Below are 20,942 nucleotides of genomic sequence, written 5' to 3'. Positions count from 1 at the left end.
TCACACCGCCAGGTTCTCGCGCAGTGTGGTGGCACCGGAGTACGTCGGCGCGAGCGCACCGCGGCGGCGCAGTTCGGGCAGCAGCAGTTCGCTGATCCCGGCGAAACCGGAGGGCATGGCCAGCGGGCTGGAGAACATGAAGCCGCCGCGAGATCCGGTCTCGGCGAAGTTCTCCTCCAACGCGTCGGCGACGGTGCCGGGGTCGCCGACGACGCCGTGGTCAAGGCCCGTCGCCCTCCTGCGGCCGTGCGCGAAGAACTCCCCGCGGCTCATGGTGTGTTCCTCGCCGAACTCCGCGATGAGCGAACCGACGAGCCCCGCGGGACTCGCGTTGGCCGCCGCGATCTCGTCACGCAACTCGCCAAGCCGGAAGGACTCCGGAAGCGTCGAGAGGTCGTAACCGGCGTTGTGCGAAAGGTAGGTGGCGACGGCTTCCTCGCTCCAGAAGTCGAGCACCGAGTCGCGGTGCGCCAGCGCCTCGGCCCTCGTCCGGCCGACGATCACCTGGGTCGCCCAGAGGATGCCCACGTGCGCCGGGTCCCGACCCTCGGCGAGGAGCGCCTCGTCGAGCAGCTTGCGGTGGCGCTGCTGGCCGGCGAGATTGCCGCCGAATCCGAAGACGAGGTCGGCGAACCGGGCCGAAGCGGCGATGCCCCGGGGGGAGTTGCCCGCCTGGACGATGAGCGGGTGGTACTGCGGCCCGGGTACGGACGCGAGCGGGCCCTTGACGGTGAAGAAGCGCCCGCGGTGATCGATGGGGTGGACCTTCGCCGGGTCGGCGAACTTGCCCGTGCTCCGGTCGCGGACGATGGCGTCCGGCGCCACGGAGTCCCACAACGCCCGGCAGACCGCGACGAACTCCTCCATCCGCTCGTAGCGCAGATCGTGGTCCATCAGCTCGGCGAAGCCGTAGTTCGCCGCGTCCGCGCCGCGCGTCGAGGCGACCACGTTGAAGGCGATACGGCCGCCGGTCACATGATCGAGCGAGTTCAGCAGCCGGGCGACGTAGAAGGGATGCATGAAGGTCGAGGAGTACGTCAGTCCGAAGCCGATCCGCTCCGTCACCGTGGACATCGCCGCGATCACCGGCGACATGTCGTGGCGCGGCCACTGGATGCCCCACTCCACGGCCGGCGCGATGCTCCCCCGCCAGGTGCTGGGTATGCCGCTGCCGTCGCCGAAGAACAGCATGCCGACGCCCGCCCGTTCAGCGGTCTGCGCCAGTTCCATGTACATGCGTACGTCCGGGAAGTCCCGCCCGACCCACGAGCCCTGGCGCGCCCAGGCGCCCTCGGTGTGGGTGAAGGAGAGGTCGTAGCCGATGTGGATGCCGGTCACAGTGCGGCCTTCTTCCAGAGCTCGACTACCTCGTCGGCCTCGCTGAGCAGGGCCACGTTGAGTCCCAGCTGGAACAGGGCGGCGGCGTTGACGTGGTGGTCGTAGGCGGCTGTCGTGTCCTGCGGTACGACGACGGGCCAGTCCAGTTGGGCGGCGTCCTGGGCGGTCGCGTACACGCAGCACTCGCTCGTCAGGCCCACGACGGTGAGCCAGTCGCACCCTGCCGCACGTAGTCCAGCCTCGAGATCGGTGCCGAGGAAGCCGCTGTAGCCGCGCTTGACCACGCGCAGCTCGCCCTCGGCCGGCTGCATTTGGTACCACTCGGCGCCGGGCGTTCCGATGAGGCACGGCTCGTCCGGGCTGGTGGGCGCGTCGTAGTCGCCCCCGCGCAGCCAATTGCTCGACCGCCAGGGCCGCGCCGGGTCGCTGCCCAACTCGACCCAGACGACGGGCACTTGGGCCGCGCGTGCGGCGTCGACGAGTTCGCCGATTCGGGTGACCACCCGTTCGAGTACGGCCAGCGCGGCATCCGTCAGGCCGTATCCCGCCAGGCGCTCCGGATCGGCGAAGTCCCGCTGTACGTCGACCACGACGAGCGCGGGCCTGCTGCCGGTCCGGGCGAGGTGGGCGAGTTGTCTGTCGCGGAGGTCGGACATCAGGCCGCCACCTCGTCGCGGGCACGGAGGGCGGGCAGCACGGTCTCACCGAACAGCAGCATGTCCTCGTCGTACTCCGGGAAGATCAGCATGAGTCCGTCCAGGTCGGCCTCCCGCACGATGTACTCGATGTGCTCGGTGACCGTCCGGGCCGAACCGGCGACGTACGGGGTCTGGAAGGCCGCCTCCCCGTCGGCGCCGGCGGCCCACGCACGGGCCTGGTCCTCGGGCACACCCCAGGTGTGGCGCATATGGGCGAGGGCCTCTCGGTCGACGCCCGCGCCCCACTCCTTCACCTTCTTGACGGCCAGCTCGTCGGTGTCGTCCTGCACGACGGTGAGCATCGAATACGTCTTGCAGACACGGCCGTTGGCCTTCGCCCGCGCGTGGACGTCGGCGGAGAGCGTCCGCATCTCGTCGAGGCTGTCGGCGGCGAGGAAGGCGCCGTCGGCGAATCTGGCCTGGAAGCGGCGGGCGTCCTCGGACCGCCCCGCGCTGATGAGGGTCGGCCGGGTGGCCGGATGCGGGCGGGACTCGCAGTCGACGAGGTCGAAGTACGGGGTGCGCATGGTGACCGAGTGCTCGGTCCACAGCCGGGTGACCGCCTCCGTCCACAGCTCGGTCATCCGGTAGCGGTCCTGGTGGGTCAACTCCGGGTCCCAGTGCCCGAATTGCTCGAACTCCCCGGCGTAGGAGCCGTTCACGATGTTCATGCCCGCGCGGCCGCCGGAGATGTCCTGGAGGGTGGTGAACATCTTCGCCGCGAGGGCGGGGTTGTGGATGTTCGCGTGCAGGGTCGCCCAGATCTTGACCCGGCTGGTCGCCTCCGCGAGGGCCGCCATCATCGTCATCGATTCGAGCGAGCGCCCCCAGTGGTCGGTGCTGCCGCCGAACCCGCGCCACTTCGCCATCGACATGATGAAGTCCAGGCCGATGGTCTCCGCGTGCAGGGCGGCGCGCCTGTTGAACGCGTAGGTCGCCTCGGGATGCGGTGCGGTCGTGGACAGCATCCATCCGCCGTTCCCGATGGGGAGGAATATTCCGTACTCTTTCGCGGGCACGTTGCGGGCCTTTCTACGGCTCTTTCAGGGGAATTTCCACGGCTCCAGGTCTCTATGGCGCAGGCCAGACGAGCTTGTCGCCGGTGTAGATCGCGCTGACGAAGGAGGTGTCGAACCACCCCTTGGCCTTGGCAGCGGTCACGCTGCTCGGCACGATCTCGAACTGGTGCAGCATGTCGACGAGTTCGGCGACGTTGTCCGGGTCGACGCCGCCCAGCGGCTGTCCCGGGGTCGGGTTGTCCTTGACCACCTGCGTCTCGGTCTTCCAGATGGTCGCGTTCAGTTTCTTGTCGTACGTCGGGCCGGACAACTGGGCCGCGTAGCCGACGCATTCGCTGATGTGCGCCTCACTGGCGGAGCAGTAGTCGTACGCGTACAGCGCGGCGCGCAGGATGTCCTCGACGGTGTTCGGGTGCGCCTTGGCGAACGCCGGGTTCACCGCCATCGCGCCGAGCGAGCTGGGCACGTCGTAGTCGATCGGCTTCCACACGGTGACGTCGTCACCGGCCGCCTTGAGCTGGTTGGGCTCGTTCGAGACGAATCCCGTGAGCGCTTCGAGGCCGCCCTGCTTGCGCGGCAGTACGGAAGGGTCGTAGCCCTGCTTGACCAGCTTGAGCGAGCTCCACTTGACGCCGGCCTTGACCATCATCGCCTCGACGGCGGCGGGAACGTAGCCCTTGTGGCCGACGACCTTGCCGTCGAGCTGGGTCAGGTCGGTGATGTCCTTGTTCGTCATGAGGATGTCGAGGCCGGCGTCCGAGTACGAGGAGATGCCCGTGATGTCGATCCCGTTGGCCCGGGCCTGGATGACGTCCTGCTCGGAGACCGGGCCCACCGTCGCCTTGCCACTGGCGAGCAGCTTGGTGTTCTGTGCCGTGTCACCGGAGCCGGGTTGCAGGGTGACGTCGAGGCAGAGGTCCTTGAAGTAGCCGAGCTTGCTCGCGGCGATGTATTCGAGGATGGACGCGGACGACTGGTACTGGTAGCCAGACAGGTAGGTGATCTTGCCGGCGGCCTTGTTCTCGGCGCAGCGCTCGGCCGATATGGCGGAGCCCTCCGAGCCCGTCGAGGTGCTGTCGCCGGAGTCCGCGCCGCAACCCGCGACACCGGCCGTCAGCGCGACGGCGGCGAGCGAAGCGAGCCCGGATCTGATGAGGCGGTGCCGCATGGGTGGCTCCAAACTGGCGTTGACCGCCGGGGAGGGGGTGGGAATGAGGGCATGGGTCGCCGAGCGCCCGGCCTTCGCGGGTCACGGGCCGAGCGAGGGCGATGTGAGGGCGAGTCAGTTGTGGGCGCTGTCGTGCCAATGGAGCACGCGGCGTTCGACCAGCGTCACGACGAGCAGCAGCAGCACGCCCATGACCGCGAGGACGAGGATCGATGCGTATACAACCGCCAGCTGGTTCATCGACGAGGCCACGCTGATGGCGGTGCCGAGGCCGCCGGTCGCCCCCGCCGCCGACATCTCGGCCACCACCGCGCCGACGATCGACAGCGGGAAGACGATACGCAGCGCCGCGAACAGGAACGGCAACGCGTGGGGAATGCGCACGTGCCACAGCAGCTCGACGCGCCCGGCGCGCATCGTCTGGTACACCTGCAGCACCTGCTGGGGTACGGACCGCAGACCGGCCGCGGTGTTGATGAGGATCGGGAAGAAGCAGATCAGGCCGGCGATGATGAGCTTGGGCAGCGGGCCGAAACCGAAGGCCACGACCAGCGCCGGAGCGATCGCCACCAGCGGGGTGACGTTGAGGACGACCGCGATCGGCATGACCGCCCGGCGCACCAGCGGGAGTTCACTGGTCAGCACCGCGAGGACGAACGCGGCGACGAACCCCATCGCGAGGCCGGCCGCCGCCTCGCCCAGGGTGACCATGACGTTGTCGACGTAGTAGCCGAACTCCGTGACGAGCGACCTGCCGATGTCCGACAACGGCGGCAGCAGATACGGCAGTTCCTCGGCTCCCCACTTCCAGAGAGCGGCGAGGACCACCAGCATCACCGGCAGCGGCAGCCAGACCACCGGGCGGATCCACGCGATCCGGGATCTCGGGTGGCTGAGGCTGAAGCGCGACGGTTCGACGCGCGGCTCCATCTCCCGGGCCGGGGTGGTGCGTTCCTCGGCTACGGTCATCTCCTCGCCCCCCGCTCACGCGGCTTCGGCGTGCCAGGCATGGCGCAGCCGCTCTCTGACCAGGTCCTCGTACTCGTGGAAGCGATGCTCCCCGAAGAGGCGTTCGCCGCGCGGCCGTGGCAGGTCGATGTCGATGCTCTCCACGATGCGGCCGGGGCTCGGGGCCATGACGACCACGGTGTCGGAGAGCCGGACAGCCTCGGAGACGGAGTGCGTGACGAACAGGACCGTCGTCTTCAACTCGTCCCAGAGATTGAGGAGTTGGTCTTGCAGGCTCTCGCGAGTGAATTCGTCGAGCGCGGAGAAGGGCTCGTCCATGACGAGGACATCGGGCCGCAGGCCGAAGGCGCGTACGATCGCGGCGCGCTGCCGCATGCCGCCGGACAACTGTGCCGGGAGCTTGTGCATGGCCTCGCCCAGCCCCGCCTTGACCAGGAGTTCCCGCATGTCGGGGGCGGACGGCGCGGTCTTCCGCTCGACGAGGTCGGCGATGCGTTCGCGGCGTCTGGCGGCACCTTTGTTGATCTTCTGCGGCAGCGTGACATTGCGGAGCACGGACAGCCAGGGCAGCAACGCCGGGCTCTGCGGCACCAGACCGATCATCTTGGCGGCGCAGGCATCCGCGGGCGGGACGCCGTGCACCCGGACCTCTCCGCGGTCGGGCTGCTCAAGGCCGGCGACGAGGCGCAGCAGTGTCGACTTGCCGCAGCCGCTGGGGCCGATGAGGCTGACGAAACGGCCCGGCTGCACGGACAGTTGGACATCGTCGAGGGCATTGGTCGCGGACGACCCGAATCCGTAGACCCGGTGCACCGACCGCAGTTCAAGCGCTGGCGTACCAGACACCTTCACGCTCCCATCCATGTCGCGAGCACGTGGGCCCGATCCTGGAAGTCGGAGAGCGTGCGTGGCGAGTGCGGGGGACTGTCACGCGGAAATCCGCTTTGGTGCCCTCGACCGTAGGAGCCTTCTGTTTCGGCTCACTGCCGCTGTGTGTTTCGCGGACTTTACGTTCGACGTCGCAGAGCGGCGACCGTGCTGCCGTCGAAGACGTAGATCTCGATCCCGAGATCCGCCGCCGCGAGTGCCACCCAGCCACCGAGCGCCTGCACGATCAGCTCGGTGACCAGCAGCACCGTACGCTCGGCCGTCGGCACGGAGTCGCGCAGCCAGAGCAGCTTGAACATGTCCGCCATGACCTTGTTGCGGTAGGCGGGTTTGTAGGCGCCCTGATTGCCGACCAGTTGGACCAGCAGGCGGCCCGCGGCGTCGATCCCCTCGACCTCCACGCGGTTGCCGTCGGGCAGCATGAGCGGCCTCGGACGGATCGGCGTACCGAGCCGTTCGCCGAGGGCGAGCAGCATCCTGCGTTCGATGGAACCCTCGGCGAACCGGCTCCACTCGGTGGGGGCGTCAAGGACTGTCAGGTGCATGTGCCGGAGTGTAGGAAGCACCCGTTTCCCGCATGTTTCACGCCGTTGGAGCCGGGGCCGTCCGCACCGACCCGGTTCAGGGGCGGGCCTTGCCGAAGTACATGAGCTCCCACAGCGCGTCCTCGCTGTGCACGTCCACGAGCTCCGCACCCCGAAAGTGCTCGATCCGGAGCTCTCCGGCGAAGCGCAGGTAGGCGCCGTCGAAGCCGACCAGTTTCGCGGCGGCCTTCTTCGGCCCCTTGAGCTGGTCGACGAACTTCTCGCCGGCGATGTCGAAGTGGCGGCTGAAGGTGACGACATAGCGTTCGTCGTCGGCTGTGTAGGTGTAGCGGGTGACGTTGTCCACCGGCTTGCCGGTCTCGGTGTCGGTGTAGCGGCCGAGTTGTTCGAAGGTGACCTTGGTGGCGTCGTCGGCGATGAGCTTCCCGTCGCGGGCCAGCATGAACACGGGCAGTTCGGCGTACCCGTAGCGCTCATGTGCGGTGATGTACGAGGCGATCACCGAGTAGGGGCCCGCCGCGCCGCGTGCCCAGTACCAGTGGTGCATGAGGTCGACCATGGAGGCGTTGCCCCAGTTGTGGTCGTGGTAGCCGACGCCGGTGGTGGTGTGACTGTCGCCGCCGACGCTGTAGGTCGCCTCGACGTGCCCCTGGGGGACCGAGGGGAGCCAGGCGAAGTAACGCTCGTCGTCGGCACCGAAGAGCCAGTACCCGGTCTCCGGACGCCAGGCGGGCACCTCGCCGGTCAGCGTGACCTCGACCGAGACCTCCTCGATACGGGCCTTGATCGTGTACGTGTGCAGGTCGCCGGCGAAGTGGTTCTCACCGATGCGCACATCGCAGGACGTGGATGACGCCGAGAAGGTCTTCGGGTCGAGTTCGGCGAGCTTGGCCGTCGTGGTGCCGTCGGGCAGCGTCAGGTCGATGCGGATCTGCGGAGCCAACTGTGTGCCGAGGCCGTTGACGGCGTCCTTGGTGAAGAAGACCACCACCAGTTTCGCTCCGTCCGCGAGGTGCGCGTCGAAGTACCACCACTCGAAGGATCCGGGCAGGCCGTCGGTGCGCATACCGTCCTCGAACGGCTTGACCGCGTGAGGTTCGATGCCCAGGCGCGCGTAGTCCTCGGGCGTGCCGGCCAGGCGGGCGGGCTGTACGGCGGAGTTGTGGCGGAACACGAGATCACCGAATCCTTGGGTGGTGAGGGTGTCACCCTGGGAGGAAATTACCAGGCGGATATTTACCTCTCCGAGTATGCATCCACCGCTCGAATCGGACAAACGAGGCAAGTAGTGACCCAGCCGAAGCTCTCCAGGAGGCGCGGCCGCCCCCACGTCGGCGACGAACCCGACCCGTCCACGCTGCTCCAGGGCGCCCTGGAGGCCTTCGCCGAGAAGGGCTACGACGGGACCTCCGTACGCGAGCTCGCCCGGCGCCTCGACGTGAGCCACGCCCTGCTCACCGCGCGCTTCGGCTCCAAGGAGAAGTTGTGGTTCGCGGCGATGGAGCATGCCCTGGCCAACACCCGGCGCACACTGCGCGCGATCGGCGAATCGGGTGAGGTGGACGATCTGGAAGCGCTGCGGCATACCGTCGTCGAACTGGTGCTGTTCTCGGCCGCGTGCCCGCAGGTGGGACGGATCATGAACCACGAGGGTGCGACCGACAGCCCGCGTGTGCGGTTCGTCGTGGAGCATTTCGTCGATCCGCTGCGCCCAGGCATCGAGCGCCGGCTCGGCAGGCTCGTCGAGGCAGGGCGCATCCGCCCCGTCCCCTACAGCACGCTGCACTACCTGGTGGGCCAGGGCGGCGGAGGGCTCTTCACCAACCCCGTGGAGGCCACGCTGCTCGGCGCACCCGAACATCCCGACCAGGAGACCGTCCGCCGCCACGCCGAAACCGTCGCCGACATCCTCATCGCCGGCCTGACGGCGGCCCACCCGGCCGCCGACCGGTAGAAGCCACGCGCCCTTCGTACGCCGGTCAGCCCCGCGCCGGTCGCCTCGCCGTGCGCGGGCGGTACTCGACGACGACCAGCGCCAACGACACATAGCGCTCGACGAGTTCGTCCACATCCACCGGACCGTCCGCCCGGTACCACTGGGCGATGGCGTTGCACATGGCGATGACGGCACGACGGGCGTCGTCAGGGTAGGGCGTGAGGAAGATCCCTTCGGCCGCCCCGCGGTCGATGACCTCCCTGAACTGCTGCGATGCACGCTCCTCGTTCTTGCGGTGGCGCTCGAGGTGCTCGGGCTCCAGGCTGCGCCCCTCGGTCAGGACGATGCTGCTCTGGACGGGGTGGTCCGTACGGAACCGTACGCTCGCGGAGACGAGCGCCTCCAGACGTTCCGCCGGGTCGTCCCCGACGCCCGCCAAGGCGGCGTCACAAGCCTCGAAGTAGGTATCGAGCCCCTCATCCAGGATGGCGACGAGCAGCTCCTGCTTGCCCTTGTAGTAGTAGTGGACATGTTCAAGGAGGTGCCGCCGCACGCGCTTGCGGCCGTGCGGCAGGTCGTCACCGACCCCCGGCTCATCTTCACCAGCAACTCCGCCGACCACCACGCCCTGTTGCTGGCGCACCGGACCTTCGGCACCTTCTTCGGCAACGACCTGCACGCGAAGGACAACACGCTCAGCCAGATCACCTGGCAGGTGGGCAGCCTGCGGGAGGTCGTCGACGCCGAGGCGTACCTGCGCGCCCACGGCGTGGAGATCGGACGCGTCGGACGTGACATGCCCGGCGGCAACTGGCATGTCTACTTCCTCGATCCGGACGGGAACACGGTCGAGCTCTACTACGGCATGGAGCAGATCGGCTGGTCACGGAAATCCCGGCCGGCCGCGATGCACTACCGGGGTTTCAACACGGTGCCCTCGCTGCCCCAGATGTCGGAGGCCGCCGAGCTCCAGGAGGCGCTTGACCGCGACATCGACACGGACTCCGGCTGGAGCCCGTCCGAGGCGCACCTGAAAGAGACGTACGACGTCGGTGGCGTCCTGCTCCCACGTCCCTTCAAGATCACCCGCCTCGGTCCGGTCTCGATGTTCACCGAGCGGATGGAGGAGATGCTCGCGTTCTACACCGAACTGCTCGGCTTCCAGATCGCCGAAGAGGCGCAGTACCTCGGCAAGCGCATAGTGCACCTGCGCAGCGCGAGCGAGCACCACACCTTCGTCCTGGCGGACAAGGCGCTGCGCGGCCGGCTCGGGCTGAGCGAACACACCTCGTGCCTGAGCATCGGCATGGAGGTGGGCAGCTACAGCCAACTGCGCGCCGCCGTACGGTATTTGGTGGAGGAGGGCTACACCCTCGTCGACGACGTCCCGGCCGAGCTGTATCTGGGCATCGACTACGCGGCCCACCTGCGCGACCCCGACGGTCACCTGGTCTGCCTCTACTCCTACATGGAGCAGATCGGGTGGGACGGAAGGCCCAGGCCGCAGAGCGAACGCCGCGCTGTCACCAACCCTTGGCCCGAAGCACTGCCGCCCCTGTCGGACACCTACGCCGATCAGACCTTCATGGGCCCGCTGGGCTGACCTGTGCGCGACGAGACGACTGCGACGTACCAAGCCCCGCTCAGTGAAAGGGAGTTGATCCGCGTGGCTGGTCCGTGCCCGGACGGATCCAACGGCAGCACCGTGGTGTTCCGTCAAGAAAGCGAGCGATGATGTCCGCACCCTTGGCAGAGACCCTGCCGCAGCCCCTTTCCCCTCTCGACGAGACCGGGCTTGCCACCCTCTTCACCCAGGCACGCACGGCGAATTCCTTCGCCGACACTCCGGTGGGCGACGAGGAGTTGCGCAGCATCTGGGAGCTGACTCGGTGGGCACCCACGGAGACCAACAGCCAGCCGCTGCGCGTGCTGTACCTACGCACTCCGGAGGGCCGCGCCCGGGTACTGAAGCACCTGGCCGAGAGCAATCGGCCCAAGAGCGCCTCGGCACCCGTCATCGCGGTGCTGGCCGCCGACACCCGGTTCCATGAGCACCTCCCCGAGCTGCTCCCCTATCGTCCCGAGGCCCGGGAGGTCTTCGAGGCCGCCACGGAAAAGCGGGAGTCGGTCGCCAACTACAACAGCGCCCTCCAGGCGGGCTACTTCATACTCGCCGTCCGTGCACTCGGTCTGGCCGCCGGGCCGATGAAGGGTTTCCACGCCGCCGGGCTGGACGCGGAGTTCTTCCCCGACGGACGTCTGCGGTCGACCCTGGTGGTCAACCTCGGGCATCCCAGCGAGCGCCCCTGGTTCCAGCGGCTCCCCCGGCTGGAACACGAGCAGGTCATCACGTGGGCCTGAGCCGGTGATCGGCCCGAGGGCTTCCGGATCTCGTTCCCCCGGCCCCGGCAAGGAAGCACTCCGCGCGCTCACCCGGACCGGGACTCGGGCCGGGACTCGGGCCGGCACGTGAGCCGTTCACGACAGCGGGCCGAAGATCTCCGCGGTCGCAGTGAGAGCGTCCTCGGCGGCCCCCTGGGCGGCCGCACCGCTACGGACGGCGCCGCCCACGACGAGGACGCGGCCGTCGGGGAGAGCGGTGGCGGCGAAGTCCCAGCGGGGTACCGCCATGCTCGCGGACCAGGTCCAGGCTCGGGTGAGCGGGTCGTAGAGGACGGCGTTGCGGTAGCCGGTGTCGAGGGTGACGTCATTGGTACCGCCCGCGACGAGGAGCCGGCCGTCCGCCCGCACGATGGCGCCGAAGGCCCAACGCCCGCTGATCATCCCGGCGGTGGGGGCCCACAACCGGGTGGCCGGGTCGTAGCGCACCGCGTTCTGGCAGCCGGCGTCCAGACCGGCGTCGTCGGTGCCGGCGACCACCAGGCACTCACCGGACGGCAGCAGCACCGCGCGATGGTAGCTGCGGCCCCAGGGCATGCCGGTGTCGGCGCGCCACTCGTCGGTGGCCGGGTCGTAGCGCTCGCAGGAGGCCTCAGTTGGAAGACGTCCGCGTCGCCTTCCGAGCCATACGCGCCGTATGCCTCGTCGACATAGCGGGGCACGCCCTTGTCGGTGCGGCGCCCGATGGACGGCACCTCGACCGTCCAGCCGAGCCCGAACGGGCCGTTCCCGGCCCCTGAGTCGTAGGACAGCGCCAGACTCGGCCCGAAACCGCCACGTCCCTCCGTCAGAGCGACCGGCACCGGCACCGACACCGACGCGGTGCCGGTGACCGGACTGGCCGTGAACTTCTCGCCCACGCCCCGAACGGAACCGCCGGCTTTGGGCAGGGAAAGCGAGGGCTCGTCCCGGGTACGGGGAGTGGCGGCTGCGCCGCCGGACCCCCCGGTGTCTTCGGTCATACGGTCGCTGACAGCGTTGTCTCCGGACATGGCTCCCCGATTCCCCTTGGCCCTTGAGGCCGGACTCAACCATCGCCGGCGGCCGTCGGGAGTGCCGAACAGCATTCCGCTCAGTGGGACGGGGGTACATCCTTGGGGTCAACGCGGCGGCTTTTCCTTGACATCGGGCCGGCTTGTCCTTGAGCCGGCCCGACATCCGGTCAGTCCGCGGCGCCCCAAAAAAGCCCCTCAGCGCACCCGAGGAAGGGCGGCCCCGTGCGTGACCGGCCGTGCGGCCTGACGCGGAACACGACGCAGGCCGTCTTCGATCACGCGGGACGCCAGGGCCAGGGTCTCCGCCAACGTCTCCAACTTCCGGCCGGTCGGCACCATCGAGACCAGCGACGCGATCAGCTCGCCGCGTTGCCCGCGCAACGGAACGGCCACACAGGCCACCCCGGGGACCAACTCCTCCCGGTCGAAGGCCGCGCCGCGCTCCCGGATCTCCTGTGCGGTCCGCCGCCAGGAGCCCGGCAACGGGTCGAGTGGCAGCCCCGCCGGCGCGCCCGCCAACAGCACCTTGCCCGCGGCGGTCATCGCCGGCCAGGTCTCGCCCGGCCGCATGGGGGCCAGTTCGGCGACCTCACCGGGCAGCCCGGCGGCCGCCATCGTGCGGCCCTCGTGCAGCACACAGATCGCCACGGTCGCGCCGGTGGTCTCCGCCAGCCACCGTACGGTCCCGGCCGAGGCGGCCTGCAGACCTGGATACGGCTGCCAGGCGCGGCCCAGCCGGAAGATCCGCGGGCCCATCCGGTAGGCGCCCCATGAGCGCTCCACCGCGCCCAGGGCGACCAGTTGGTCAAGTAGCCGATGGGCACTGCTCTTCGGCAACCCGCTGCGCGAGGCGAGCGCGGTCAGTCTCGCCTCACCCGCCTCCTCGAGCGCGCTCAGCAGAGCGAACGCGCCTTCAAGCACTCCTCGCCCGGTATTCGTCACCGGTCGGACCCCCGTCCTGGTCCGGGCGGTCACACCACGAGACCAAGTACCAATAAACGTCGCAGAGTCTGGCGTTTTCGGATGGTTCCTACCCCACCCGAATCAGGGCCGGACGTCGCCCCGAGCCAACCGGTTGGATACCGGCGCAAGGCGACAGCAAAGAGTCTCCCGCCCGGTGGGGCCGAGCACGTCGGCGCGCCGAGCCCACAGGATCCACACACGCCGGCCCGGCGAAGGTGGGCCCTTCAACGCCCGCACACGCCGGCCCCGTGAAGGTGGGTCCTTCAGCCCGCACGCCCCACCACGTACCACTTCGACGGCAGTTCGATCCGCGTTCCGTCGGGCGTGTACTCCGTGGTGATGAGCGGGAGTTCACCGCTCCCCAGCACCGTCAGACCGGCCGCGCCCAGGTATACCGGCACCGCCGCGTCGGCCACCTCGCCGGGGACGATCCCGTGCGCCAGCACCGGCCGCAGCTTGGGCGGGGGTCCCTCGACGCTCTGGGCGAGCCCCCTCAGGACGGGGCCCGCGGCCTCCGACAGCTCGACCAGGAAGGCCCGGCCGCGTTCCCCGATGAGAGTCGCGATGCCGTCGACCAGGTTCTGCCGGTCGTCGGACTCGCACTGGTGGAGCACGCCCCTCATGTAGAGGTTGGCATCGCCCAGTTCCGCGTGGAGCTCCTCGACCTCGCTCTTCTCTGCGGAGTCGAGCAGCCGGTACTCGGCTGTGCCCTCCGGATCGGCGCGGCGTGCGTGGTCGAGCGCGGCGGAGGAGATGTCGGCGCCGACGACCCGGGTGAACCGCTCGGCGAAGAACCGTGTCTGGGTGCCGTTGCCACAGCCCAGGTCCACCAGCGGCAACTCGAAGTCCACCATGCGCGGTTCGAAGCGGGCGAGATGGATGCCGGCGGTCAGCACGGGCTCCGCGTCCCAGAAGACCGCCCCCTGTTCGTCGGGAGCCTCGCGCCAGAAGCCCTCCCAGGCTTCTTTGTACCGACTCGTCACACTCATGCCCAACTCCCCAGGTTGTGACGCCGACCGCCAAGGAGGCGGGGCCAGATCGGTCTATCGCGCCCCGGTTACAGCCACAAGCGCATGGCACATTCCTTCACGCTCACTCGACAAGTGCACGCCGTCGTGCGCCCTGCGGACCGCCCCGCACGCCCCGATCCGCCCGGGCGGCTAACGACGTCGCGGGAGGGTCAGTTCGAACCACACGGTCTTGCCTGCGGTCGTACGGCTCGTCCCCCACTCGCGGGCCAGCGTGCTGACGACGCGCAGACCGCGCCCGAACTCGTCGTCAGGGCCGGCGCTGAGCAGGGTCGGCAGCGTGTGGTCGTCGTCGTCCACCTCGCACAGCAGGGTCTCGCCGCGCACCAGGCGCAGCGCGATATGACGGCTGTGGGCATGCCGTACGGCATTGGTGACCAGCTCGTCGGCCATCAGCTCGGCCGGGTCGGTGAGCGCGGCCAGCCCCCACAGATGGAGCTGCTCGCGGACCACGGCGCGTGCCCGTCCCGCCTCGACCGGGTCGAGCGAGAACCGCCATTCGGCGACGTCCGCGGGTTCGATGCCGTTCAGGCGGGCCATCAGCAGCGCCACGTCGTCCTTGCGGCCGCCGCGGGTGTTGAGTGCGCGGATGATGGTGTCACAGGCGTCGTCCATGGATGCGGCCGGGTGGGCGGCGGATTCGCAGAGCGTGGCGAGGCCGACGCCGATGTCCTCGCCGCGTACCTCGACCAGTCCGTCGGTGCACATCACGAGCCGGTCGCCGGGCTCCACGCGCACGCGTACCGCCTCGAAGGGCACCCCGCCGACTCCGATGGGCGCGCCCGTCGGCAGGTCGAGCAGCTCGCTGCGGCCGTCCGCGGCGCGCACGATGACGGGTGGGATGTGGCCGGCGTTGCCCATGTGCAGTTCGCCGGCGATGGGGTCGTAGACGGCGTACAGGCAGGTCGCGAGGTAGTTGTCGCCGAGCCGCTGGGCGAGGTCGTCGAGGTTGCGCAGGAGCTGGGCGGGCGGCAGGTCGAGCGCGGCCATGGTCTGGACGGCGGTGCGCAACTGGCCCATCATCGCCGCGGAGTTGAGACCGTGCCCCATCACGTCACCGACGACCAGGGCGGTCCGCGACCCGGGCAGCTTCACGGAGTCGAACCAGTCGCCGCCGACCCGGCCGAGGAGTGTGCCGGGCAGATAGCGGGTGGCGATGTCGCAGCCGGCCATCCGGGGCGCGATGTGCGGCAGCATGCTGTCCTGGAGGGTGTCGGCGACGCTCTCCTGGTACGTGTACATGCGCGCGTTGTCGAGTACGAGCCCCGCGCGGGCGGCCAGTTCGGCGCCGGTCACGCGGTCCATGTCGTTGAACTCGACCCGCTCCGGGTGGCGCAGCAGGATCATGAAGCCGAGCACCACATTGCGGGCCTTCAGGGGGACGACCAGCATGGAGCGGTGGGTGATCAGCGGCCTGATGTCGCGCTTCTCGAACTGCGCGGCGATCATGTGCCCCATCTGCTCGCTGATGCGCGGCACGAGGACGGGCTCACCGGTGGTCATGCACTGGAAGAACGGCGTGTGCGCGGGGAAGGGCATGGCCTCACCGACCGGCACGACGTCGTCCCAGCGGCCCGGCTCGTCCGTGTGTTCCAGCGCGACGCGGTGCCACATGGTGGTCGTGTCGGGCACACCTTCGTGGAAGCCCTCACCGGCGACGACCTGTTCGCGCAGATAGGTGCCCGCGACATCGGTGAAGCGCGGCACCACGGCACGGCTGACCTCGAGGATGGTCCGCGCCAGGTCGAGCGAGGTGCCGATGCGCCCGCTGACCTCGTTGAGGAACTCCAGGCGCTCGCGTACGGCGACGTATTCGAGGTCCTCGCCCTCGTCCCGGGCGTCTGTTGGCAGCGGTTCGCCGGTGGCCGCCGCCCGGGCGGCCCGCTCGCGGCGCGCCCTGCGCTCGGCACGCCGGGGCACGCCCCAGTCCGGAGTGACGGGCACCCGGTCGTTCTGGCTGAACTCCAGGACGGGATAGCCCAGTTCGAGGACCTGCGCGACGATCCGGGCGCCCTCGCCTACGCTCATGCTGGGCAGGATCTCGGGAAGCCCACGGGCCAGCTCCTCGGCGCCGGGGAAGTCGGTGTGCAGGGCGAAGCCGGGCGCAATGCTTTCGACGGCCGCCCCGTCGTCGTCGTGGCCCTCTTGGCGCATCGCGCCCGCGTCGGCCGCCAGCACCAGCAGTCGCTCCGGTCCGGGCCCCACCAGCGGGTACGCCCACCACAGCACGTCGACCCGGTCGCGGCCGCTCACCGTGAGCCGGGCGCGCCCGGCGGCCGGGTAGGAGAGCCGCCCGTCGAGGGAGGACTCCAGGTCGGGACCGAGTCCGTCGTACGCCGCGTACGCCCCGTAGGGCGCCGTTTCCTCGTCCTCGGGGAGTGCGCCGGAGACCGGGAGCAGATCGACGGCGGGGCGACCCACCGCGTCCTCCTTGGAAGCGCCGAACAGGCGCCTGGCGCCGGTGCTCCAGTGCGAGACCAGGCCGTCACGGTCCACGGCCACCACGGCCAGCGGGATCCGGCCGACGGCAGCGTGCTCCACCGCGCCGTCCCCAGCTCCGCGGCTGGGAGCTGCGCCCGTTTCGGTGCCACGGTCCATGGCCCAGGCCCTCTCTCCCCACGGCTCCGGAAGATCTGTGCCGCCCCCACTACCGTACGGCGATGGCCCGTCGCGATGTGTGGCAATACGCGAATTGAACCCGCGAGTAGGGTCCGGCGCCCCGGGGGCTTCGCCATGTGTCAGTCCTCGTGCCCCAGTTGCAGGTCGCGTTCCGTCCTGCCACCCCCGGCGACCTGGAGCACGGTGGCCACCGGCGGATAGCCCGCCGCGATGACTGTGTACTCGCCGGAGGACAGATCGACGAACCGGAACGTTCCGTCGGCGCCGGTGGTGAGCGTGTCCACCACGTTGCCCGCGGCGTCCAGGAGTGTCACGCGCGCGTCCTCGACGGGGCGCCCGCCACCGGCCCGCACGGTGCCGCGCAGCACGGCGCCGCCCGCGAGTTCGACGTCCTGGCGGGTCTCGCGGGCGGCCTGCACGCTGACGGGGAGCGCGGCCGGGCGGAAGGCGGGCGCGCTGGCGGCGAGGGTGTACTCGCCCGCCACCAACTCCGTGATGACATAGCCCCCTTCGCGCCCGCTGCGGGTGGTGGCGACCACCTCCCCGTGGACGTTGGTGAGGGTGACGATGGCCTCGCGCACCGGGGTGCCGTCGGCGGTCAGCACGCTTCCGGCGAGCCGTCCGGCCCCGCCGAGCACGACGTCCAGCTCCACGGGGCGTTCGCCGACGGTCACCGAGACGGCCTGCGGCTGGTGGCCTCCCGCCGCGGCGATCAGGACGTACGACCCCGATCCGGGCGTGGACAGCGCGTACCGTCCGTCCGCGCCGCTGGCGCCCCGTCCGATCTGCTGCCCGGCGATGTCGATGAGGGTGAGCGCGGCGCGCGGCACGACGGTGCCGTCGGGGTGCTGGACCGTGCCGCAGACGGGGATCCCGGCGGCGTAGGAGGCGCGGGCGTGCGGGATCTGGGTGAGCGGTGCGGACTCGGCGTCGGTGGCGGGGGCGTTGTGGGACACCAGCGGTTTCTCCTTGAGGAAGAAGGCGATCAGCAGGCCGAGGACGAGCACCGGCACCAGGTAGAGGAAGATCCGCGGCATGGCTTCCGCGTACGCCCCGATGTAGGTGTCGCGCAGGGCGGCCGGCATCGCGTGGACGAGCTGCGGGGTGAGGGACTCCGCGTCCGGAACACCGGTCCCGCCGCTCGCGGGGAGGCGGTCGGCGAGTTCGTCGGCGAGCCGGTTGGCGAAGAGTGTGCCGAAGACGGCCGCGCCGACGCTGCCGCCGATCTGCCGGAAGTAGTTGTTGGCGCTGGTCGCGGTGCCGAGGTCGGCCGGGCGCGCGGAGTTCTGCACGGCGAGGACGAGCACCGGCATCACCATGCCGATTCCTGCGCCCAGCACCGCCATCCAGATGCTGTAGTGCAGCCGGGGTGTGTCGACTTCGAGCCGGGACAGCAGCCACATGCCGAGGACCGAGAGGGCGCCGCCGAGGATCGGATAGACCTTGTAGCGCCCGGTCTTGCTGATGAGCTGCCCGGAGATGACCGACGCACCGACGATGCCGCCCATCATGGGAAGCATCAATAGCCCCGACTCGGTGGCCGAGGCCCCGTCCACCATCTGCAGGAACGTCGGCAGATAGCTCGCCGCGCCGAACAGGGCGACGCCGACCACCAGACCCACCAGGGCGGTGATGTTGAAGACGCCGTCCCTGAACAGCCGCAGGGGGATGAGGGGTTCGGCCGCGAAGTGCTCGGCGACGAGGAAGAGGACCGTCGTGGCGAGCGCACCCGCGCCGAGCCCCAGGATGACCCGCGAGTCCCACGCGTACTCGGTGCCGCCCCAGCTGGTCAGCAGGACGAGGCAGGTCGACGCGGCGGCGAGCAGCAGCGCGCCCGGCACGTCGAGGCGCGCTCTGGTGCGGGGTTTGGGCAGTTTCAGTACGACGGTGACGACGGCCAGGGTGAGCAGGCCGAAGGGCACGTTGATGTAGAAGCACCACCGCCAGGAGAGGTGGTCGGTGAAATAGCCGCCGAGGAGCGGGCCCGCCACGGAGGCGAGGCCGAAAGCGGCGCCGATCAGGCCCATGAAGCGGCCTCGTTCACGCGGCGGCACGATGTCCGCGATGATCGCCTGCACGCCGATCATGAGGCCGCCCGCTCCGACGCCCTGGAGTGCACGGAAGGCGATCAGCTGGTCCATGGTGCGCGACCAGCCGGCGAGCGCGGAGCCGATCACGAAGATGACGATCGCGAACTGGAAGACGCCCTTGCGGCCGAAGAGGTCGCCGAGCTTGCCGTAGATCGGGAGTCCCACGGTGGAGGTGAGCAGATAGGCGGTGATCGCCCAGGACATCTTGTCCAGGCCGTGCAGCTCACCGACGATCTTCGGGAGCGCGGTGGCCACGATCATCTGCTCCAGCGCCGCGAGCAGCAGCGCGAGCATGAGCCCGAGGAAGACCAACCGGATCTGGCGTGGACCCAGTTGGCCGGTCTCGACGGCCGGTGGCGTGCGGTCCTGCGGGGGTGCGGCAGCCGGTTCGTCCTTCACCAGAGTGATCCCGCCCACGTACCGCTCCCCTCGTCGCACCTACCTGCACAATTCCCGCTTACGCGACAACTGCTGGCAAGCACGACGAGTTACGGCGTAACACCCCGCGACGCAGAGATCCACTCGAACTGGTGAGGACTACAACGCGCCCTGGAGAACTGCCTCTTGGGCCGCGCACCCCGTGAAGTCGCCTTTGCGGGCTACTTCTCCACCTCGGCGGCGAGCTTGGTGAGCACCAGTTCGTAGATCCGGCCGAGGCCCTTGGGCGCGAAGGTCTTCTCGAAGAAGCCGCCGATGCCGCCCGCGCCGTTCCAGACGGTGGTGACGACGGCGCGCGACTTGCCCTCGCCCGCGGGGGTGACACGCCAGGTGGTGACCATCGAGGAGTTTCGGTCCTTCTCGACGAGCTCGCCGTCGGTGGGCTCGCTCACCTCCAGCAGGCAGTCGCGGACGCGCTTGCTGGTGGCCTGGAGCTTCCAGTGGACGAGGGTGCCCTCGCCGTCGCCGCCCTCGCGCACCTCGTACTCGCTGAAGTGTTCGGGCAGCAGCTTCGCGCGTGTGCCGGTGTAGTCGGCCAGAGCGTCGAACACCGCCTCCGCGTCCGCCGCGATGACCCGTTCCGTCGTCGCCTCGACCTGCGCCATTGCACTTCCTCCAGCACTTGGTTCCTCGGGATGTGCGGCCAGCCAACCACCCCCCGGCCGGGCCGCCCAAATCGGGGTGCCCCTAGGGCGCCGCACGGATCGCCGCATACCAGGTCGCACGATCAAGGGAACATGTGTTCTATTCTGTGGTCAGTGCTACCGAGGAGGCCTCATGCGCTGGGAGAACCTCACAGCGGACCCCACAGGGAATCCCGCCAGGGAAGCCGCGCTGTTCGGCGCGGACGCGGTGACCACCCGTACGTTCGACACCCCGGAGTTCCGGGGCATCACCTTCCACGAGATCCGGGCCAAGTCGATCGTGAACCGGGTGCCGGGGGCCTCCCGCATGCCCTTCGAATGGACGGTGAACCCCTATCGGGGCTGCACGCACGCGTGTGTGTACTGCTTCGCCCGCAAGACCCACAGCTATATTGACCTCGACTCAGGGCTCGACTTCGACTCCCAGATCGTGGTGAAGGTCAACGCGCCGGACCTGCTGCGCCGCCAGCTCGGCTCACGCCGCTGGCAAGGCGAGCACATCGCGATGGGCACCAACGTCGACTGCTACCAGCGGGCGGAGGGCCGCTACCGGCTGATGCCCGGCATCATCGGCGCCCTGCGCGACCACGCGAACCCCTTCTCGATCCTCACCAAGGGCACGCTGATCCTGCGCGACCTCGACCTTCTCAAGCAGGCCTCCGAAGTCTCCGACGTCGGGATCTCCGTCTCCGTGGGCTTCACCGACCCCGAGCTGTGGCGCACCGTCGAGCCGGGCACGCCCGCGCCGGAGCGTCGCCTGGACGTCGTACGCACCCTGACGGACCACGGCATCGGCTGCGGGGTCCTGATGGCCCCGGTAATCCCCTTCCTGGGCGACGACCCGGCGCAGCTGCGCGCCACCGTACGGGCGATCGCCGCGTCCGGCGCCACGTCCGTGACCCCGCTCGTGCTGCATCTGCGGCCCGGCGCACGCGAGTGGTTCATGGCCTGGCTGGAGCAGCATCACCCGCATCTCGTACGCCGTTACGAGCGGCTGTACGCGGAGGGCTCCTACGCTCCGAAGTGGTACCAGCGGCGGATCACCCGTCAGGTCCACGAGCTGGCCCAGGAGTACGGCATCGGTCCCTCGCGCGCGGGGATGCCGCGCAGGATCACGGCCGCACCCGAGCCGGCCACGCCGGAGCCGACTCAGCTCACCCTCCTGTGAGGGCGACCCTGACGCATCCGAGCGCATCCGGCGGCC

General features: G+C 69.6%; 19 protein-coding genes and 1 pseudogene. 4 read left to right on the top strand and 16 right to left on the bottom strand.

The window, feature by feature from the left end:
• The 8 genes from ACFWP7_RS29290 to ACFWP7_RS29255 all read right to left on the bottom strand — a co-directional run bounded on the left by ACFWP7_RS29290 (position 1) and on the right by ACFWP7_RS29255 (position 7,799).
• On the bottom strand, positions 1–1,338 hold the full coding sequence (locus ACFWP7_RS29290; RefSeq protein ID WP_384387150.1) for an NtaA/DmoA family FMN-dependent monooxygenase: 1,338 nt from the start codon (positions 1,336–1,338) through the stop codon (positions 1–3).
• Entirely contained in the window at positions 1,335–1,994 is a 660-nt protein-coding gene (locus ACFWP7_RS29285) for a cysteine hydrolase family protein (protein WP_384387147.1), read from the bottom strand. Before ACFWP7_RS29285 ends, ACFWP7_RS29290 begins: the two co-directional genes overlap by 4 nt.
• Positions 1,994–3,055 (bottom strand): LLM class flavin-dependent oxidoreductase, encoded by a 1,062-nt coding sequence (locus ACFWP7_RS29280; protein ID WP_384387145.1) that lies wholly within the window; start codon positions 3,053–3,055, stop codon positions 1,994–1,996. Before ACFWP7_RS29280 ends, ACFWP7_RS29285 begins: the two co-directional genes overlap by 1 nt.
• Before the next feature lie 52 nt (positions 3,056–3,107).
• A complete protein-coding gene (locus ACFWP7_RS29275; RefSeq protein ID WP_384387142.1) occupies positions 3,108–4,223 on the bottom strand; it encodes an ABC transporter substrate-binding protein in 1,116 nt (371 codons plus the stop codon).
• Positions 4,224–4,337: 114 nt separating this feature from the next.
• Positions 4,338–5,192 (bottom strand): ABC transporter permease, encoded by an 855-nt coding sequence (locus ACFWP7_RS29270; protein WP_384387139.1) that lies wholly within the window; start codon positions 5,190–5,192, stop codon positions 4,338–4,340.
• A gap of 15 nt (positions 5,193–5,207) precedes the next feature.
• Positions 5,208–6,038: an ABC transporter ATP-binding protein gene (locus ACFWP7_RS29265; RefSeq protein ID WP_384387136.1), complete on the bottom strand. Its 831-nt coding sequence runs from the start codon at positions 6,036–6,038 to the stop codon at positions 5,208–5,210.
• Between the two features lie 161 nt (positions 6,039–6,199).
• Positions 6,200–6,625, bottom strand: coding sequence for a hypothetical protein (locus ACFWP7_RS29260; RefSeq protein ID WP_384387133.1), 426 nt, complete (start codon positions 6,623–6,625; stop codon positions 6,200–6,202).
• A gap of 76 nt (positions 6,626–6,701) precedes the next feature.
• Positions 6,702–7,799, bottom strand: coding sequence for a lipocalin-like domain-containing protein (locus ACFWP7_RS29255; protein ID WP_384387130.1), 1,098 nt, complete (start codon positions 7,797–7,799; stop codon positions 6,702–6,704).
• 114 nt (positions 7,800–7,913) lie between these two features.
• On the opposite strand from ACFWP7_RS29255, the gene ACFWP7_RS29250 reads away from it, so the two are divergent.
• Positions 7,914–8,579 carry a TetR/AcrR family transcriptional regulator gene (locus ACFWP7_RS29250; RefSeq protein WP_384387127.1) on the top strand — a complete coding sequence of 222 codons (666 nt, stop codon included), beginning with the start codon at positions 7,914–7,916 and terminating at the stop codon, positions 8,577–8,579.
• Positions 8,580–8,604: 25 nt separating this feature from the next.
• Here the strand turns inward: ACFWP7_RS29250 and ACFWP7_RS29245 are convergent, their stop codons facing one another.
• Positions 8,605–9,114, bottom strand: a complete 510-nt coding sequence (locus ACFWP7_RS29245) for a TetR/AcrR family transcriptional regulator (protein WP_384387124.1) — start codon at positions 9,112–9,114, stop codon at positions 8,605–8,607.
• On the opposite strand from ACFWP7_RS29245, the gene ACFWP7_RS29240 reads away from it, so the two are divergent.
• Both ACFWP7_RS29240 and ACFWP7_RS29235 read left to right on the top strand, forming a co-directional pair.
• On the top strand, positions 9,091–10,164 hold the full coding sequence (locus ACFWP7_RS29240; protein WP_384387121.1) for a VOC family protein: 1,074 nt from the start codon (positions 9,091–9,093) through the stop codon (positions 10,162–10,164). The genes ACFWP7_RS29245 and ACFWP7_RS29240 overlap by 24 nt on opposite strands.
• 128 nt (positions 10,165–10,292) lie before the next feature.
• On the top strand, positions 10,293–10,922 hold the full coding sequence (locus ACFWP7_RS29235; protein ID WP_384387118.1) for a malonic semialdehyde reductase: 630 nt from the start codon (positions 10,293–10,295) through the stop codon (positions 10,920–10,922).
• 117 nt (positions 10,923–11,039) lie between these two features.
• Here the strand turns inward: ACFWP7_RS29235 and ACFWP7_RS29230 are convergent, their stop codons facing one another.
• From ACFWP7_RS29230 to ACFWP7_RS29200, 7 genes and pseudogenes are all read right to left on the bottom strand, one after another.
• A complete protein-coding gene (locus tag ACFWP7_RS29230; protein WP_384387256.1) occupies positions 11,040–11,468 on the bottom strand; it encodes a hypothetical protein in 429 nt (142 codons plus the stop codon).
• 146 nt (positions 11,469–11,614) lie between these two features.
• Positions 11,615–11,923 (bottom strand): annotated as a pseudogene (locus tag ACFWP7_RS29225) (SpvB/TcaC N-terminal domain-containing protein); the annotation flags it as partial.
• A gap of 228 nt (positions 11,924–12,151) precedes the next feature.
• Positions 12,152–12,877: an IclR family transcriptional regulator gene (locus ACFWP7_RS29220; protein ID WP_384387115.1), complete on the bottom strand. Its 726-nt coding sequence runs from the start codon at positions 12,875–12,877 to the stop codon at positions 12,152–12,154.
• Between the two features lie 305 nt (positions 12,878–13,182).
• Positions 13,183–13,908, bottom strand: coding sequence for a class I SAM-dependent methyltransferase (locus ACFWP7_RS29215; RefSeq protein WP_384387112.1), 726 nt, complete (start codon positions 13,906–13,908; stop codon positions 13,183–13,185).
• 171 nt (positions 13,909–14,079) lie between these two features.
• Positions 14,080–16,545: a SpoIIE family protein phosphatase gene (locus ACFWP7_RS29210; RefSeq protein ID WP_384387110.1), complete on the bottom strand. Its 2,466-nt coding sequence runs from the start codon at positions 16,543–16,545 to the stop codon at positions 14,080–14,082.
• Positions 16,546–16,685: 140 nt separating this feature from the next.
• Complete coding sequence (locus ACFWP7_RS29205; protein WP_384387107.1) at positions 16,686–19,073, bottom strand: MFS transporter; 2,388 nt, start codon at positions 19,071–19,073, stop codon at positions 16,686–16,688.
• Between the two features lie 182 nt (positions 19,074–19,255).
• Positions 19,256–19,699 carry an SRPBCC family protein gene (locus ACFWP7_RS29200; RefSeq protein ID WP_384387104.1) on the bottom strand — a complete coding sequence of 148 codons (444 nt, stop codon included), beginning with the start codon at positions 19,697–19,699 and terminating at the stop codon, positions 19,256–19,258.
• A 172-nt stretch (positions 19,700–19,871) separates the two neighbouring features.
• Between ACFWP7_RS29200 and ACFWP7_RS29195 the strand changes: the two genes are divergently transcribed.
• Positions 19,872–20,906, top strand: coding sequence for an Rv2578c family radical SAM protein (locus ACFWP7_RS29195; protein ID WP_384387101.1), 1,035 nt, complete (start codon positions 19,872–19,874; stop codon positions 20,904–20,906).
• Positions 20,907–20,942 lie beyond the last annotated feature (36 nt).

This window comes from Streptomyces sp. NPDC058470 (assembly GCF_042721055.1).
Lineage (GTDB): Bacteria > Actinomycetota > Actinomycetes > Streptomycetales > Streptomycetaceae > Streptomyces.
This window is presented reverse-complemented; position numbering and strand designations above follow the sequence as displayed.

Excerpts from the sequence above, each read along its gene's own strand:
- ACFWP7_RS29285 (WP_384387147.1), bottom strand. The coding sequence starts at position 1,994 with ATGTCCGACCTCCGCGACAGACAACTCGCCCACCTCGCCCGGACCGGC.
- ACFWP7_RS29275 (WP_384387142.1), bottom strand. The coding sequence starts at position 4,223 with ATGCGGCACCGCCTCATCAGATCCGGGCTCGCTTCGCTCGCCGCCGTC.
- ACFWP7_RS29270 (WP_384387139.1), bottom strand. The coding sequence starts at position 5,192 with ATGACCGTAGCCGAGGAACGCACCACCCCGGCCCGGGAGATGGAGCCG.
- ACFWP7_RS29260 (WP_384387133.1), bottom strand. The coding sequence starts at position 6,625 with ATGCACCTGACAGTCCTTGACGCCCCCACCGAGTGGAGCCGGTTCGCC.
- ACFWP7_RS29240 (WP_384387121.1), top strand. The coding sequence starts at position 9,091 with ATGTTCAAGGAGGTGCCGCCGCACGCGCTTGCGGCCGTGCGGCAGGTC.
- ACFWP7_RS29235 (WP_384387118.1), top strand. The coding sequence starts at position 10,293 with ATGATGTCCGCACCCTTGGCAGAGACCCTGCCGCAGCCCCTTTCCCCT.
- ACFWP7_RS29215 (WP_384387112.1), bottom strand. The coding sequence starts at position 13,908 with ATGAGTGTGACGAGTCGGTACAAAGAAGCCTGGGAGGGCTTCTGGCGC.
- ACFWP7_RS29210 (WP_384387110.1), bottom strand. The coding sequence starts at position 16,545 with ATGGACCGTGGCACCGAAACGGGCGCAGCTCCCAGCCGCGGAGCTGGG.
- ACFWP7_RS29200 (WP_384387104.1), bottom strand. The coding sequence starts at position 19,699 with ATGGCGCAGGTCGAGGCGACGACGGAACGGGTCATCGCGGCGGACGCG.
- ACFWP7_RS29195 (WP_384387101.1), top strand. The coding sequence starts at position 19,872 with ATGCGCTGGGAGAACCTCACAGCGGACCCCACAGGGAATCCCGCCAGG.